This is a genomic window from Staphylococcus sp. 191 (genome assembly GCF_011174885.1).
In the GTDB taxonomy this organism is placed as follows: domain Bacteria; phylum Bacillota; class Bacilli; order Staphylococcales; family Staphylococcaceae; genus Staphylococcus; species Staphylococcus coagulans.
This window is the reverse complement of sequence record NZ_PNRJ01000007.1, coordinates 67133-84258: the sequence shown is the minus strand read 5'-3', so window position 1 is coordinate 84258 and position 17126 is coordinate 67133. Positions and strand designations below refer to the sequence as shown.

Here is a 17126-nt window from a genome sequence, read left to right as displayed (position 1 = left end):
CTCCCTAGTCGTTTTATAAGAAATAACGTTGTATATCATTCCAAGTGACGAGCACCATAACAATAAGTACAAACACTGCACCCGCTGCTATGATCACTGTCTCAGCTTTTTTATTGGCTGGTTTTCTAAAGATGGCTTCGTAAAATACAAATAAAATACGTCCACCATCAAGTGCCGGAACAGGTAAAAGGTTCATAATACCTAAGTTCACACTTAATGCTGCAGTCCAAGTGATTAAATTAATGATTCCTGTTTTAACAACGGTGTCGACATTTTTATAGATACCGACTGGTCCATTTAACATATCAAAACTAAATGTCCCTGTGAAAATACTTGTAATCATACCAACAACTGCAACAAAGATGAGTTTCCCAAAGCGTAACGTTTCTTCAATACCAAAAATTAAAGGTTCGAATAGAGATCTTTCTTTTGTTGGTGTAAACCCTAGTTGATAAGACGTTTGTTTGGAAGTTTTAGAAGTTTGAATTTCAACTTTTTTCGGTTCAAACTTTTTATTAATCGTTTTACCGTTACGTTCAACTTCGACCGTCGATTCGGCTCCTTTAGTTTGATTCAATGCTTTACTCACATCGTCAAAGCGGTTAATTTCTTGGTTTCCAATTTTTTTGATTGTGTCACCTTTGTGAAGACCAATTTGTTCTGCGGGTGAATCTTTTGCAATCTGATCAATTGTCGTACTTGGCGCACCTTGATAATAGGCTAAACCAATTAACAGTACGAAAGCTAAAATGAAATTAAATAACGGTCCTGCAAATAAAGTTAAAAACTTTTGATACGGTTTCTTGTGTGCAAATTGTCGATCTCTCGGTGCAATTTGTATTAAGCTTCCATTTTGTACAAAATAAGCTTTCTTCGCTATTGAATAATGATGGCGCTCTTGATCATTGGCAGCAACACCTTCAATATACAATTGTTCTTGTAAATCAATTTTCTTTACTTCTATAGCTTCTATTTTTTGAAATTTATGTTGATCGTCTAAAATGATATGCGTTACTTCATTTTGATCGTTCACTTTAATTTTAACATGCATACCCGGCTGTACAGGCGCTTCTTCTAGTCCATCTCCAGCCATTCGAACATATCCACCTACTGGTAATAAACGAATAGTATAAAGGGTTTCATCTTTACGAAAACTGAAGATTTTGGGTCCCATACCAATCGCAAATTCTGGACACATGATACCTGCTCGTTTCGCAAAAAACATGTGACCGAACTCATGCACGAATACAAGCACACCGAATACGATAATAAAAGCGATAAGTGTTATTAACATAGGCACTACACCTCATATGATTTTGTTTTATAATAATGGTCGATTTCTAATATTTCTTCTAAAGATGGATCTGGAATCACTTCATGTGCTGCCATTTCACGCTCAATCATATGCTCAATTTCAAGAAATGTAATCTCATGGTTTAAAAACTTAGCCACTGCAACTTCATTGACGGCATTGAGTACAACTGGCATTGAACCACCTATACGCAGTGCATCATAAGCAAATTTCAAACATCGATATCGATCAAGATCCATTTCTTGAAAGTGCAATTGCGCCACTTGCGCTAAATCTAATGATGGCGCTCGATGTTCAATTCTCTCTGGATAAGTAAAGGCATATTGAATCGGCATACGCATGTCAGGGGTACCAAGTTGTGCCATCACACTCGTATCAACGAATTCGACCAGTGAATGGATAATACTCTCTTTATGCAAGATTGTTTTTATTTGATCTATTTTCAAATCAAACAACCATTTTGCTTCAATCACTTCAAAGCCTTTGTTCATCATCGTTGCAGAGTCAATCGTGATTTTATTCCCCATTGACCAATTGGGATGGTTCAATGCATCTTCCACAGTGACATGTTCTAATTGTTCACGCGTTAACTCTCGGAAAGAACCGCCACTCGCAGTAATTGTAACATTTTTAATTTTATGCATATCTTCACCATTTAAACATTGGAAAATTGCAGCATGTTCTGAATCTACAGGAAGGATATCAACACCATAACGCTTTGCGTGGGTCATGACAAGTTTTCCAGCCACAACTAAAGTCTCTTTATTCGCAAGTGCTATTTTTTTCCCTGCTTCAATCGCTTTCATTGTAGGCTCTAACCCGACACTTCCTAGAAGCGCATTTAAAACTAAATCGTTTTTTTCATATGTTGAAACATCGATTAATCCTTGGCGTCCACTCACTATGTTAGAATGATAAGGTTTTAAGCGTTCAACATCCGCTTCATCTTGAACAGAAACAATCTCTGGTTTAAACTTTTCAATCACTTCAATTGCAAATTCAATATTTTTCCCAACGGTAAAACTAATCAAGTTAAATGATTCTGGATGATGCGCAATCACATCAATCGCTTGCTGACCTATTGAACCTGACGCGCCTAAAATTGCTATATTTTTCATTAATGTTCCTCATTTCACTTTACATTTGAATTAAGAAAATATTCATTAAAGGTAAAACAAACATGAAACTATCAAAACGGTCTAAAATACCACCATGACCGGGTAACAAACGTCCAGAATCTTTCACACCAAAATGGCGCTTAAATCCTGATTCTACTAGGTCACCCAACTGTCCAAAGACACTGAGCACAACAGTTAATAAAAGAATTAAACTGATGTGATACTCAAATGATACAAAAAACATAAATGTAAGAGGTACGATGAGACTACAAATCAACCCCCCAACGAAGCCTTCAACGGTTTTATTCGGACTAATAATCGGCCATAGTTTATGTTTTCCAAAAAGTCGGCCAAAAATATACGCCCCTGTATCTGTTAACCAAACGATCAACAAACCAAATAGTATATATTGCAAGCCGGCTTCTCTCGTTTCATAGAAGTACATGAATCCTATCCCTACGTAGGCAACAGACATTAAACAAAATGCTGAATCCATGAAACTAAAGCGGTTTTTGGACATCACCGTATAACTTAAAATAACAAAGCTCATCGCTATCAACGATTTCTGTTGTAATACGGGCACCCATGCGCCTAAATCTTGTGGAATCATAATAATAATCAGAGCCAAGGCACTGATTATCCCTGGTATTGACAGCAATTGAATTCGATTCATGTTTAAAAGTTCTTTTAAAGCAATTAAAGCTAATAAGAATGTAAAATACATCCATACTGATCCGCCAATCAGTAAAATAGGTAAGAAAACGATTAATGCGACAATCGTTGTGATTGTTCTTACTTTCATCCCACTACTCCTATCTACAATCCTCCAAATCGTCTTTGGCGTGATTGATATGTTTTTATACATGCTCTTAATTCTGCCTCATCGAAGTCAGGCCACAATTTAGAATTAAATATAAACTCACTATAAGATAATTGCCAAATCAAAAAGTTGCTTATACGTTGTTCACCTGAAGTCCGTATTAATAATTCTGGATCTGGGTAATCGTGTGTCATTAAATATTTTTGGAAATGCTGCTCAGTAAGTGCATCAATATCATCATCTGAAGCGTGTCGCATCTCTTTCATCATATTCTGGATACCATTGATAATTTCAGCTCGACCCCCATAATTGATTGCAAATATTAATGTCAATCCAGTGTTGTCAGCTGTTTTATTTTTAGCCTCATCTATGGCTTGAATTGTTTTTTCGGGTAAATCATTTATAAAACCAATCGTTTCAACACGTACGTTTTTTTCAATCAATTCGGGTAAAAATGTATTTAAGAAGTTAACAGGTAATCCCATGATATAGTTAACCTCTTCATCAGGACGTGACCAATTCTCAGTTGAAAATGCATAAAGTGTTAAATATTTAACATTCAAATCACTAGCTGCTCGCGTAATGGTTTTAATCGTCTGCATTCCCTGATAGTGACCTTTAATTCGTGGCATTTTTCGTTGCTTTGCCCAACGACCATTGCCATCCATAATAATCGCTATATGTTCAGGTATATTATGTAAATCGATTTGATCGACATGTTTTTGACTGTCGATTTTCTTCTTAAATTTCTTAAACATGCGCGTTCCTCCGAGCCTATTCCGTCTCTTAAAATATTATAATCTCTTTAGCGTACAATTATCTACCATTTTATCACACTCAATCAGCGCATTGAATAAACAAAGAAAAAAACTGTACCAAAGTCGTATTCGGTACAGCTCAGTGAGAAGGCAAACCATTTCTACAATTTTACTATGAAATTAGGGTGAGGAATCACGATATGATAAGAAATAAAACTTATAATATTGATTTTAATTTATCAATATAGCGCCTCTTGTAAATAAAGAAAAGCGTCAATTTCACCCTATTCATTTGATTGATTCTTGTCTACTCGTCGGTAAGTGTAAAACTTAAACTGACATAATATCTTTTTCTTTATCAGCAACTAACTGATCGATATCTTTAATTGATGAATCAGTTATTTTTTGAACTTCATCAGAACCATTTCGTAATTCATCTTCAGAAATTTCGCCATCTTTTTGTTGTCTTTTTAGATGATCGTTTGCATCACGACGAATATTACGAACTGATACTTTTGCGTTTTCACCTGTTTTCTTTACATCTTTAACCAGTTCTTTACGACGTTCTTCAGTGAGTGCAGGCACCATAATACGAATCACTTCTCCGTCACTCGTTGGATTAACACCTAAGTTTGCGGCAATAATGGCCTTTTCAATATCACCAATAGATGTTTTATCGTATGGTGAAACAACAAGAAGACGTGCTTCAGGTACATTAATACTTGCCAATTGTTGGACTGGTGTTGGTGCACCATAGTAGTCCGCTTCAACGCCAGCTAATAAGTTAGAGTTTGCGCGTCCTGCATTAATTTGTGCCAATTCACGAGATAAATTCTCAATTGATTTTTTCATACGACTTTTAGCATCTTGAATAGTTTCTTTCATTTTTTTGCACCTCTATATTATTTTGTAATAATTGTCCCTATATCTTCACCTTGAACAGCACGTTTAATATTACCTTCTTCCATGATAGAGAACACTTTTAAAGGTATATTGTTGTCCATACAGAATGAAGAGGCTGTCGAATCCATGACTTGTAAACCTTCTTGTAACAATTGAATGTATGTTAAACGCTCATATTTTTTAGCATTCGGGTCTACTTTTGGATCTGCTGAATAAACACCATCAACATTATTTTTGCCCATTAAGATGACGTCTGCTTCAACTTCAGCAGCACGTAATGCAGCTGTTGTATCAGTTGAGAAGTATGGGTTACCGATACCCGCTGCAAAAATAACAACGCGTTTTTTCTCTAAATGACGAATCGCACGACGACGAATATAAGGTTCTGCAACTTGCTTCATTTCTATAGATGTAAGGACACGTGTATCACAATCAAGTTGTTCTAAGCTGTCTTGTAATGCAAGTGCATTCATCACTGTCGCGAGCATACCCATATAATCAGCAGTTCCTCGATCCATGCCTAAGTCACTACCAGTTTTGCCACGCCAAATGTTACCGCCACCCACGATGACAGCAACTTCTGTATCCATTTTTGCGACTTCTGCTACTTGTTGTGCAATGCTTTTAATAATCATTGGATTAATTCCAAATCCTTTGTCCCCTGCTAATGCTTCTCCACTCAGTTTCAAAACTACTCGCTTATATTTTGAAGTTTCAGTCATTATTTTAACCTCTCTATTCGTAATATGTAAAACAATACAAGTAAAGAAGACACAATAAGCATCACCCTTCTACACGGCTTCAATCTTGCATTGAAGTCCTGCAGAGGAGGACACGAAAGGTGTCTTCTTTCTTATACAAAACCGTGTCGATTATTTCATTTGTCCTTTTACTTCATCAGCAAAGTTTTCTTCACGTTTTTCTAAACCTTCACCAACTTCGTAACGAACGAAGTCTACTAATTGACCACCTTTTGATTTAAGGAATTGTTCAACTGTTTGGTCAGGGTCTTTAACGAAGTTTTGGTTAACAGCACAAATTTCTTGAAGATATTTGCGTAAACGACCTTCAACCATTTTTTCAACGATGTTTTCTGGTTTACCTTCATTTAATGCTTGTTGTTTTAATACTTCTCTTTCATGGTTGATTTCTTCTTCACTTACTTGGTCAGATGAAACGTATTTAGGGTTGATTGCAGCGATGTGCATTGCAACGTCTTTTGCTGCTTCTTCGTCAGTTGAACCTTCAACAACTGCAAGAACACCAATACGTCCGCCCATGTGTAAGTATGCACCGAATGCATCACTGTCTGATTTAGATTTGATTTCGAAACGGCGTAAGCTTAATTTTTCACCAATTGTTGAAATCGCTTCAGTCATATGTTCAGAAACTGTTTTACCGTTTGGTAATGTTGTTTCATTTAAAGCTTCAACTGAATCCGCTTTTGTTTCAAGAATTTGGTTAGCAATTTCTTTTACAAGTTGTTGGAAGCCTTCGTTACGTGCAACAAAGTCTGTTTCTGAGTTGATTTCTACGATAACTGCATCGTTACCTTTTACTTCAACATGCGTAATACCTTCTGCTGCAATACGGTCTGCTTTTTTAGCTGCTTTAGCAATACCTTTTTCACGTAAGTAGTCAATGGCTTTATCAATGTCCCCATCAGTTGCTTCTAATGCTTTTTTACAATCCATCATACCTGCGCCAGTTCTTTCACGTAATTCTTTAACAAGTTTAGCTGAAATTGCCATTCATGATTCCTCCAATATTCAATCAATATTTATTTTAAAAAAGGGGCTGGGACATATTCACGTCTCAACCCAATGAAAATACTCAAAATGATAAAGTGGCAGTAGATGACGCGTTTGATTCTACACTTTAAACCAAGCTTTTCTCAATCCAAGTCATCTTTGCCATTAGTGGGTCGATGAAAACAAATAAGTTTCTATCCCACACCCATTTCAAGATGCGACTTAGTTAGATTCAACAGATGTTTCAGTTGTTTCTACTGCTTCAGCTGACTCGTTGTCTGCTTTTTCATCTTCAGTTAAGTCGATGTTTTGTTCAGCAGCTACTTCATCGTTTGATACACCTTGTTGTCCTTCTAAAATTGCGTCTGCCATTTTACCAGTTAATAATTTAACCGCACGAATTGCGTCGTCATTCGCTGGGATTACGTAATCAATTTCATCCGGATCACAGTTTGTATCAACGATACCAACGATAGGGATGTTTAATTTACGTGCTTCTGCAATTGCGTTGCGCTCTTTACGTGGGTCAACGACAAATAATGCTTGTGGCATTGATTTCATATCACGAATACCGCCTAAGAATTTAATTAAACGGTCATATTCTTTTTTAAGTTCTACAACTTCTTTTTTAGGAAGAACATCAAATGTTCCATCTTCTTCCATTTTTTCAATTTCAGAAATACGTTGTACACGTTTAGAGATTGTTTTATAGTTTGTTAAAATACCACCTAACCATCTTTGGTTAACATAGAAGTGGCCAGCGCGTTCTGCTTCAGCTTTCACTGATTCTTGCGCTTGTTTTTTAGTACCTACGAATAAGACTTTACCGCCTTCTTCAGATACTTGTTTAATAAAGTTGTATGCTTCTTCAACTTTTTTCACTGTTTTTTGTAAGTCGATAATGTAGATACCGTTTCTTTCAGTGAAGATGTACTTTTTCATTTTTGGGTTCCAACGGCGTGTTTGATGACCGAAGTGAACACCAGCTTCTAGTAATTGTTTCATAGAAATTACTGCCATAATATAAATTCCTCCTATTGGTTTACATCCGCCACGAACACTCATATAAAAACGATGAAATTCATCGCACCCTTTTATACTTCGGTGTTGCGTGTGTGTTTTGACTTTTATAGCCGCTAATTAATATATCATAACATGCGCGAGTTTGCAACAAGGCAATCCAATTATTCTGCACGTGTTAATTCGTCTAAGAATGCTTCTTTCTTGACTTTAATAAAAGTCCCTTTCATACCTAAAGAACGTGATTCAATAACGCCGGCACTTTCAAGTTTTCTTAAAGCGTTAACGATAACCGAACGTGTAATGCCTACGCGGTCTGCAACTTTTGAGGCAATTAAGAGACCTTCTTTGCCACCGAGTTCTTCAAATATATGATCAATCGCTTCTTTTTCCGAGTAAGATAAAGAGTTAATTGCCATTGAGATTGCTGCTTTATCACGAGCTACAGATTCAATCTCTGAATGTTTTTCACGTAATATTTCCATACCAATTACTGTTGCAGCGTATTCACCAAGGACAAGGTCGTTTTCACCGAAATCATCTGCAACTCTGCCTAGCACAAGTGTAGCTAAGCGTTCGCCTCCACCAATAATTGGGAAAATTGTTGTTCTTGAATTTTTGAATAAATCTTCATTTTCTGGTGGGAATACTGATAAGTCACTATCAATTGTAATATTTGATGACGTTTCGTATACGTGCATTAATTTTTCTGTGTAAGCCTCTGGAATATGACGGTCCTCTAACATTTGAATAATACGTTCATTTTTAAGTAATTCATTCAAGCAAGATCCCAAAATTTTACCACGGCGAGAAACAATAAATACATTTGTAACTGTAACTTTACTCACCGTTTGTGCAACATCTTTGAAGTCGACAGAGATACCTTTATGTTTTTGTAACAAACTACTTAATTCTCTCGTTTTCGATAATAAGCTCATGTCATTTCTCCTTTTTTTCTTATAAAATAAATTCGCTTAAATCTTTGTTCGTTGAAATTGTTTTTAATTTATCGTCTACATATTGTGGCGTAATATCCACTTGAGCATGTGGCATATGTGGCGCTTCGAATGACAAGTCTTCTAACATTTTTTCTAAGATTGTATGCAGTCTACGGGCACCGATATTATCCGTTTCTTGATTGACATGATATGCCATCTCTGCAAGTCTGTATATCGCTTCATCTGTGAAATTCACTGTGACTTCTTCCGTTTGCAATAGCAACTCATACTGTTTAATCAGAGATAATTTTGGTTCTTTTAAAATTCTTACAAAATCATCTACAGTGAGATCTTTTAATTCCACACGAATTGGGAAACGGCCTTGAAGTTCTGGAATTAAATCGCTTGGTTTAGAAACATGAAACGCACCCGCGCCGATAAAGAGCATATGTTCCGTACTCACAGTACCATATTTTGTTCTTACAACGCTACCCTCAAGGATAGGTAAAATATCACGTTGCACACCTTGTCGAGAAACATCTTGACCACTGTTTTGGCTTGTCGTAGCAACTTTATCAATTTCATCTATAAAGATAATACCCATTTGCTCCGCAAGTTCAAGCGCTTCTTGGTTTGCCGTCTCATGGTCAATCATTTCATCAGCAAATTGATCAATAAGAATTTTACGTGCTGTTTTAACAGGTACTTCTTTTTCAACTTTTTTCTTAGGCATTAATTGGCTCATCATTTCTTGCATCTGTTCGTTTTGCTGTGTACCTAACATACCTAAAGCACCCGGATCTTGTTCTACTTTAACACGTACTTTTTCTTCTTCTAGCTTTCCGTTAAGGAGTTGGACTTTAATTTCAGAACGTTTTGTTTTGATTTCCTCTGTTGGCGGTTCTTCTTCCTCTTCTTCATTTTGCTGTCCAAAGTTTGGAATCGCACCACCAAATAAAGATTCTAAAGGATTATTTGTGTTTTTGCTGGCTTTTTTCTTAAGACTAGGTACAAGGAGTTTAACGAGCTTTTCGTTAGCTTTTGCCGTTGCTGCTTCAACAACATTTGCTTTTTTCTCATCTTTAACTAATCTTACCGAAACATCGACTAAGTCACGTACCATACTCTCAACATCTCTACCAACGTAGCCTACTTCAGTAAACTTGGTCGCTTCAACTTTTAAAAATGGTGCGCCTACAATTTTAGCCATACGACGGGCAATTTCAGTTTTACCCACACCTGTTGGTCCCATCATCAATATATTTTTAGGGGCAATTTCTTGTTTAACTTCATCATCAAGCAAACTACGACGGTAACGATTTCTAAGGGCAATGGCTACCTTTTTCTTCGCTTCATCTTGCCCAACGATATATTCATTGAGTTTATCTACGATGTCTTTAGGTGTATATTTAATCGCATTGTTCTCCATGCTTTAAACCCTCCATTATAATTCTTCTACAGTGATGTGATCATTAGTGAACACGCAAATTTCAGAAGCCACTTTAAGACTTTCATAGGCCATTTCTCGTGCACTCATATGTGATGCGTGTCTTTTTAGTGCACGTCCGGCGCTCAAAGCAAAATTACCCCCCGATCCGATTGCAATTAAATCATCATCCGGTGCAATTACTTCACCTGTCCCACTAACGACTAAAATATTATCTTTGTTCATGACAATTAACATCGCTTCAAGTTGGCGGAGTTGTTTATCGCCTCGCCACTCTTTTGCGAGTTCTACAGCAGCTCTTTCCAAATTACCACTATATTGTTGTAATTTTCCTTCAAACTTTTCAAACAATGTGAATGCGTCCGATACACTACCTGCAAAACCAGCAACGACGCGGTTATTATACAATTTACGAACTTTTTTAGCAGTTTGTTTCATAATGACTTGTTCACCTAAAGTGACTTGACCATCTCCGGCCATTGCTGCTTCACCATTATGTCTTACTGCGTATATCGTTGTCGCATGAATTGATGAACTCATGTTAAATTACTCTCCTTTTCTCGCACGTGGATGTGCCTTTAAATAAACATTTCTCAACTGTCGATTTGTTACATGTGTATATCGGCCTGTCGTAGATAAATTAACATGTCCCAGTAAGCTTTGAACAGTTCTAAGGTCTGCACCTTCATTTAACATATGTGTTGCAAATGTATGTCTCAACTTATGTGGATGAATCGCAGTTACACCAGCAGTCCGTTTGACGATATCATTTAAAACATAGCGCACACCTCTTTCGGTAATCGGTTGACCTTTTAAGTTAGTAATCAGATAGTCGTGCTGAACATCTTGAATAGGCTTAAACTGATTTAAATATTCTTCAAGACTCTGTCGACAAAACTCGCCGAAAGGTACAATCCGTTCTTTTCCACCTTTACCCAATACTTTTACCCAACACATTTCTAAATCAACATCTGAAACTTTTAAAGACACCAATTCCGAAACCCGAATCCCCGTCGCATAAAGCAGCTCGAGAATCACACGATCTCTGAGATCTTTTTGGTCCCCCTTACTTACCGTTTGAAATAGCGCTTCCATTTCTTCTGTATAAAAAAACGTAGGTAAATAACGCTCTTTTTTGGGATGAACTAATTGGACAAATGGATTCACTACATCTTGCTCTTGTGTCATCCAAAAAGCATAAAAACTACGCAATGTAGAAATTTTTCTTGATACTGTTGTACGTTGTAAACCTAAATCATAAAGTGTGTGTAAATAGTTTCTTGCGTCACTATATTTGAAATCTCTCAATCCTAATTGTTCTCGAACAAGAAAATGATTAAATTGGTCTAAATCGTCGTGATAAGCTTTTAACGTATGTGATGAGAAAAAACGTTCTCTTTTTAATGTATCTAAAAATTGTTCTTGGATTTGTTTCAAAGCAAAAACCCCTCCATCATTAGCATTGTAGCATAATGATAAGGGGAACTGCATTGATTATACATTGAATTTTTGTATTTATCAAAATTTTACTTATTTTGCCATTTTTTAGACCATTTATAATGTCTCTTTAAAATGGTTCAGTTGCGTCAATGCACGGTGTGCTAGTGTTTCATAGCGCTCTTTCTTATCTTTTATCCGTTCTTCCAAAGCAGGTACTAATCCGAAGTTTGCATTCATCGGTTGAAAGTTCTTGTTGTTCGTTGCATGTGAAATATAATAAGCCATACTTCCTATCATTGTTTCACGAGGGAAAATGACATCTGCTTTATTAAGCATACGGTGTGCTAAATTGATGCCTGCAACCAATCCACTGGCAGCACTTTCTACGTACCCTTCAACACCTGTCATCTGTCCAGCAAAAAATAAGTTCTCGCGGTCTTTAAAAGCATATGTTTCATTTAAAACTTCAGGTGAATTAATAAACGTATTGCGGTGCATGACACCGTATCTCACAATATCTACATTTTCCAATCCAGGAATAAGACGAATCACTTCTTTTTGAGCGCCCCATTTTAATCTCGTCTGGAATCCTACAATATTATAAAGCGTACCTGCTGCATCATCTTGACGTAGTTGAACGACGGCGTAAGGACGTTTCCCTGTTTTCGGATCCTCTAATCCAACTGGCTTCATCGGCCCAAATAACAACGTTTTCGGACCTCTACCCGCCATGACTTCAAAAGGCATACATCCTTCAAAATACTTTTCTTTTTCAAAATCGTTCATCGGGGCCACTTCTGCTTCAAGTGCCGCCTCATAAAAACGATTAAACTCCTCTTCAGTCATCGGACAATTCAAGTAAGCTGCTTCGCCTTTATCATAACGTGATTTAAGGTACACTTTATCCATATCAATTGAATCTTTTTCAATAATTGGTGCCGCAGCATCATAAAAGTATAACTGATCTTTACCAGTTAATGCGACAATTTCTTTTGCCAAAGGTTCAGTTGTCAATGGCCCTGTTGCAATAATTGTAGGTCCTTCTGGGATAGAAGTGATTTCTTCATTTTTAACTGTAACATTGGGATGGTTTTTTAATGTTTCAGTAATGTAACCTGCAAAGTCATGTCTATCAACAGCTAAAGCGCCACCCGCAGGCACACGTGCTTTATCCGCTGCCTCAATAATTAATGAATTTAATTGTCTCATTTCTTCTTTTAATACACCGACCGCATTCGTTAATGCATTACCACGTAATGAATTAGAACATACCAATTCGGCAAATTTGTCTGTATGATGCGCTGGTGTTTGTTTTACAGGACGCATTTCATATAAATTCACTTTAATCCCGCGTTCTGCAAGTTGAAATGCTGCTTCAGACCCTGCTAAACCAGCGCCAATAATATTAACAGATGTCATTATTATTTTCCTCTCTTTAAAACATTATTTTTGAACTTCTTCTTTATAATCACAGTTCGAACAAACGACTTGCGTTGTACGTCCTTTTTTGTGTTCAGCAAGGTAATGGTTACATTTCGGACAATCTCTGCCGATAGGTTTATCCCACGAGATAAAATCACATTCTGGATAATTTGAACAACCATAAAAGACACGGTTTTTCTTAGATTTACGTTCGACGACATCACCTGTTTTACACTTAGGACACTTAACACCAATCGGTTTCGTAATTGCTTTTGTATTTCGACAATCTGGGAAATTTGAACATGCCATAAACTTACCATAACGCCCCATTTTAATTACCATCGGGCTACCGCAGACTTCACAATCTTCACCGGCAGGCTCATCTTTAATTTCAATTTTTTCCATTTCTTCTTCTGCGCGTGCAACATCTTGTTTAAAGCTGTTGTAAAAATCGCCGACAACCTTTTTCCAAGCAATATCGCCTTCAGCAATTTTATCGAGTAACGTTTCCATATTTACTGTGAATTCCACATCAATGATTTCAGGAAAGTACTCTTTCACTTGTTCATGCACAATCTCACCCAGTTCAGTTGGCACGAAGCGTTTACTTTCATTTTTAACATAATTCCTTTTTTGAATGGTGTCAATTGTAGGAGCATAAGTTGATGGACGCCCAATTTTTAATTCTTCTAACGTTTTAACAAGACGTGCTTCAGTATATCGTGGTGGGGGTTGAGTAAAATGTTGAGCTGGGTCTATTTTAGTAGCAATAACTTCATTACCTACTTCTAATTTCGGTAAGCGGTTTTCTTTTTCTTTACCTTTATCATCATTTGTTTCCACATATAACGTCATAAAGCCTTTAAATTTAATTGTTTGGCCATTCGCTCTAAACTTAATATCGTTTTGTGTCAAATCAACAGAAACAGTATCTAAAATCGCAGGTGCCATTTGACTTGCTACAAATCTTTCCCAAATTAATTTGTATAAGCGATATTGATCCCGAGTTAAGAAATCTTTCATCTCAGCAGGTGTTCGAAGTGTGCTCGTTGGACGAATCGCTTCATGGGCATCCTGATCCCCTTGTTTTCCTTTTTGTGTTGATTTTGATAAATAATCAGCGCCATATTGAGACTCGATATATTGTTTTGCTTCATTTTGTGCATCTTTAGAAATACGTGTAGAGTCTGTTCTCATATAAGTAATCAGACCTATTGTACCTTTTCTTTTTAAGTCGATTCCTTCATATAATTGTTGTGCAATCATCATGGTTTTACGCGCTTTGAAGTTCAACTTACGTGCAGCTTCTTGTTGTAAGGTTGACGTCGTAAAAGGATATGCAGGCCGACGCGTTTTTTCTTTCGTCGAAACATTTGAAACGGTAAAACGGTCCCCATCCAATGCTTTAGTGATCACAGCGACATCATCTTTATTCGTTAATTTATAAGGTTTACCTTTATAATGTAGAAACTTGGCATTAAATTTTGATTTTCCATAACGAAACTCGCCTTCAATTGACCAATATTCTTCAGGCTTAAAATTACGAATCTCATTTTCACGATCAATGATGAGGCGTAATGCAACGGATTGCACACGTCCAGCTGATAACCCTTTTTTTACCTTTTTCCATAAAACTGGTGAAATATTATAACCCACTAAACGGTCCAAAATACGGCGCGCTTGTTGCGCATCCACAAGATCCATTTCAATGCCGCGTGGATGTTTGAAACTTTCTTTCACAGCATCTTTAGTGATTTCATTAAATACAACTCGATTCTCTTTACTATCTTCTAACTCAAGTATATTTGCTAAGTGCCATGCAATTGCTTCACCTTCGCGGTCGGGGTCACTCGCGAGAAAAACTTTTTTAGCTTTTTTCGCATGTCGCTTCAAATCTTTTACGACAGGTCCCTTTCCTCTTATAGTGATATACTTAGGCTCATAATTGTCCTCAACATCCACACCCATTTGGCTACGTGGTAAGTCTCTTACGTGACCCATAGATGCAATGACTTTATACTTCTTACCTAAATATTTCTCTATCGTTTTCGCTTTTGCAGGCGATTCAACTATGACAAGATTATCTGCCAAAGTAGTTACCCCCTTGCTTTTTCTATTTACAAAGATAAATGATAAACGGTTAATTTTATATTTGTCAATCTTTTATAATTATTTCACAAAGCATTAACATTTAATTTTTATAATCTTTAAGAATATCTTGTGCGGATAAAACCACTTCTGCCCCCTCTTTTACACGCAATAAATTACCTCTTGTGTTCTGATTAAAAATATCACCTGGTAATACATAAACATTACGATTTTGTTCCAATGCTTGATCCAAGGTAATGAGTGCCCCACTCCGTGCCCGAGCTTCTGTAATTAATACCCCTTGAGATAATCCGCTAATCAATCTATTTCTTTCAGGAAATCTAAATTTTGCGATAGGTGTGTGTGGTGGGTATTCACTTATTGTAAGAAACTGGTTTTCGATTTTTTGTCGCAACTGTAATGTACTTGTAGGATAATGATGATGATGACCAAATCCAAGAATACCAATAGTATGCATATGATAGTCAAGCGCAAATTGATGTGCAAGTGCATCGGTTCCATGTGCTAAGCCAGAAATAATAGTGATTGAGTATTCGCTTAAGTCTTTAAATAAATACGAAAGTGCTTGTGGCGTATAGTTCGTACAGCGTCTTGCGCCAACAATTGCTAGAGTATGTTTCATCGTTTTAAATGTTTGGAGATTACCTTTACAAAAAAGGATAAAAGGAGGGTCATGAATTTCTTTTAATTGGGAAGGATAAAGAGGGTCATGAATCGCTATAGGAATAATACGATGTCGTTTTAAATCAGATTCTATTGTATCGATTTCTAATGAACGAAAACGCCTAATTTTTTGCACAATGCTTTGAGAGGACGTCATTTTTAACATTTCATTTAGATAGTTGCTAACGCCGTCGACATTACCTTTTAAAGCGAGTAAGATAGGATACATTTTTTGAAGCTGTTGTGTTGTAAAACCGGCATACAATAGTAAAAGTAACAGTTGTTTCATCATCTTTTAGTCACCTCATTAAGATTATAAGGTATTTATGTCCTGCCATGTATGTCTAAAATGAATTAAATATTTATTATTTCTATCAAACAGCGCTCAATATACCTGTTCATTGAGCGGTTTAACACAAAGAATTCGGCTCATTTATAAATCAAGCATAAAAAGGGCTGACGCGAGCCAACCCTTTTTAATATTTAACTTTTAGTTATGCTGTTATGCCTTCACTGTTAATAATGATTCATAAATGCCAGCTTCCTTAGCTGCTTCAATTAACGTTGCACCAATTTCAGAAGGTGTTGCAGCTGTTTTAACGCCACAATCATTAAGCGTTTTGATTTTTTCTTCTGCAGTTCCTTTACCACCAGAGATAATAGCACCTGCGTGTCCCATACGTTTCCCTGGAGGAGCTGTTTGACCACCGATAAAGCCGATAACCGGTTTAGTCATATTGGCTTTAATCCATTCTGCCGCTTCTTCTTCAGCAGTACCGCCAATTTCACCAATCATTACTACAGCTTTTGTTTCATCATCGTTATTAAAAGCTTCTAAAACATCAATGAAGTTTGTACCATTAACTGGGTCTCCGCCAATACCTACCGCTGTAGATTGACCGATGCCTTCTTCAGTCAATTGATGAACAGCTTCATAAGTTAATGTACCTGAACGTGAAACAACACCAACATGTCCTTTTTTATGAATATAACCTGGCATAATACCAATTTTTGTTTCATCAGATGTAATGACACCCGGGCAGTTTGGTCCAATTAAACGTGTTTTTCTACCTTCAAGATAACGTTTCACTTTAACCATATCAATAACAGGAATATGCTCAGTAATACAAATAGCTAAATCTAATTCTGCATCCGCGCACTCTAAAATAGCATCTGCAGCAAATGGTGCAGGTACATAAATGACAGAAACGTTTGCGCCTGTTTCTTTCTTAGCTTCTTCCACTGTATTATAGACCGGTACACCTTCGACCACTTGTCCACCTTTACCTGGTGTTACACCTGCGACGATTTGTGTCCCATATTCTAACATTTGTTTAGTATGGAAAAGGGCAGTTGACCCTGTAATACCTTGTACGATAACTTTTGAATTCTTATCTACAAATACGCTCATTTTAGTTGTCCCAT

General features: G+C 36.8%; 16 protein-coding genes. All 16 read right to left on the bottom strand.

The window, feature by feature from the left end; genetic code table 11:
* Positions 1 to 13: 13 nt before the first annotated feature.
* The 16 genes from rseP to sucD all read right to left on the bottom strand — a co-directional run bounded on the left by rseP (position 14) and on the right by sucD (position 17112).
* The gene (gene rseP / locus C1H58_RS06980; protein WP_165545750.1) at positions 14 to 1300 is read right to left on the bottom strand and encodes an RIP metalloprotease RseP; all 1287 of its coding nucleotides are present in this window, start codon (positions 1298 to 1300) and stop codon (positions 14 to 16) included.
* Positions 1300 to 2430 carry a 1-deoxy-D-xylulose-5-phosphate reductoisomerase gene (gene dxr / locus C1H58_RS06975; RefSeq protein WP_165545749.1) on the bottom strand — a complete coding sequence of 377 codons (1131 nt, stop codon included), beginning with the start codon at positions 2428 to 2430 and terminating at the stop codon, positions 1300 to 1302. Before dxr ends, rseP begins: the two co-directional genes overlap by 1 nt.
* Before the next feature lie 19 nt (positions 2431 to 2449).
* The gene (locus C1H58_RS06970; protein ID WP_050345735.1) at positions 2450 to 3232 is read right to left on the bottom strand and encodes a phosphatidate cytidylyltransferase; all 783 of its coding nucleotides are present in this window, start codon (positions 3230 to 3232) and stop codon (positions 2450 to 2452) included.
* Between the two features lie 14 nt (positions 3233 to 3246).
* Positions 3247 to 4008 (bottom strand): isoprenyl transferase, encoded by a 762-nt coding sequence (locus tag C1H58_RS06965; RefSeq protein ID WP_050331202.1) that lies wholly within the window; start codon positions 4006 to 4008, stop codon positions 3247 to 3249.
* 330 nt (positions 4009 to 4338) lie between these two features.
* Entirely contained in the window at positions 4339 to 4893 is a 555-nt protein-coding gene (gene frr, locus C1H58_RS06960; RefSeq protein ID WP_016424913.1) for a ribosome recycling factor, read from the bottom strand.
* Positions 4894 to 4910: 17 nt separating this feature from the next.
* Positions 4911 to 5633: a UMP kinase gene (pyrH, locus tag C1H58_RS06955; protein ID WP_016424912.1), complete on the bottom strand. Its 723-nt coding sequence runs from the start codon at positions 5631 to 5633 to the stop codon at positions 4911 to 4913.
* Positions 5634 to 5783: 150 nt separating this feature from the next.
* Positions 5784 to 6662: a translation elongation factor Ts gene (gene tsf / locus C1H58_RS06950; RefSeq protein WP_050332198.1), complete on the bottom strand. Its 879-nt coding sequence runs from the start codon at positions 6660 to 6662 to the stop codon at positions 5784 to 5786.
* Between the two features lie 222 nt (positions 6663 to 6884).
* Positions 6885 to 7682 carry a 30S ribosomal protein S2 gene (rpsB, locus tag C1H58_RS06945; protein WP_016424910.1) on the bottom strand — a complete coding sequence of 266 codons (798 nt, stop codon included), beginning with the start codon at positions 7680 to 7682 and terminating at the stop codon, positions 6885 to 6887.
* A gap of 164 nt (positions 7683 to 7846) precedes the next feature.
* Entirely contained in the window at positions 7847 to 8620 is a 774-nt protein-coding gene (codY, locus tag C1H58_RS06940) for a GTP-sensing pleiotropic transcriptional regulator CodY (RefSeq protein WP_050331206.1), read from the bottom strand.
* A 19-nt stretch (positions 8621 to 8639) separates the two neighbouring features.
* Positions 8640 to 10049 (bottom strand): ATP-dependent protease ATPase subunit HslU, encoded by a 1410-nt coding sequence (hslU, locus tag C1H58_RS06935; protein ID WP_050332199.1) that lies wholly within the window; start codon positions 10047 to 10049, stop codon positions 8640 to 8642.
* A gap of 15 nt (positions 10050 to 10064) precedes the next feature.
* Positions 10065 to 10607 carry an ATP-dependent protease subunit HslV gene (gene hslV, locus C1H58_RS06930; RefSeq protein WP_050345736.1) on the bottom strand — a complete coding sequence of 181 codons (543 nt, stop codon included), beginning with the start codon at positions 10605 to 10607 and terminating at the stop codon, positions 10065 to 10067.
* 6 nt (positions 10608 to 10613) lie between these two features.
* Positions 10614 to 11504 carry a tyrosine recombinase XerC gene (gene xerC / locus C1H58_RS06925; protein ID WP_165545748.1) on the bottom strand — a complete coding sequence of 297 codons (891 nt, stop codon included), beginning with the start codon at positions 11502 to 11504 and terminating at the stop codon, positions 10614 to 10616.
* Positions 11505 to 11621: 117 nt separating this feature from the next.
* A complete protein-coding gene (gene trmFO / locus C1H58_RS06920) occupies positions 11622 to 12926 on the bottom strand; it encodes an FADH(2)-oxidizing methylenetetrahydrofolate--tRNA-(uracil(54)-C(5))-methyltransferase TrmFO (protein ID WP_207554672.1) in 1305 nt (434 codons plus the stop codon).
* Positions 12927 to 12950: 24 nt separating this feature from the next.
* Positions 12951 to 15020, bottom strand: coding sequence for a type I DNA topoisomerase (topA, locus tag C1H58_RS06915; protein WP_050331212.1), 2070 nt, complete (start codon positions 15018 to 15020; stop codon positions 12951 to 12953).
* A gap of 100 nt (positions 15021 to 15120) precedes the next feature.
* Entirely contained in the window at positions 15121 to 15993 is an 873-nt protein-coding gene (gene dprA, locus C1H58_RS06910) for a DNA-processing protein DprA (protein WP_182280460.1), read from the bottom strand.
* A gap of 210 nt (positions 15994 to 16203) precedes the next feature.
* Entirely contained in the window at positions 16204 to 17112 is a 909-nt protein-coding gene (sucD, locus tag C1H58_RS06905) for a succinate--CoA ligase subunit alpha (RefSeq protein WP_016424902.1), read from the bottom strand.
* Positions 17113 to 17126: the final 14 nt, after the last annotated feature.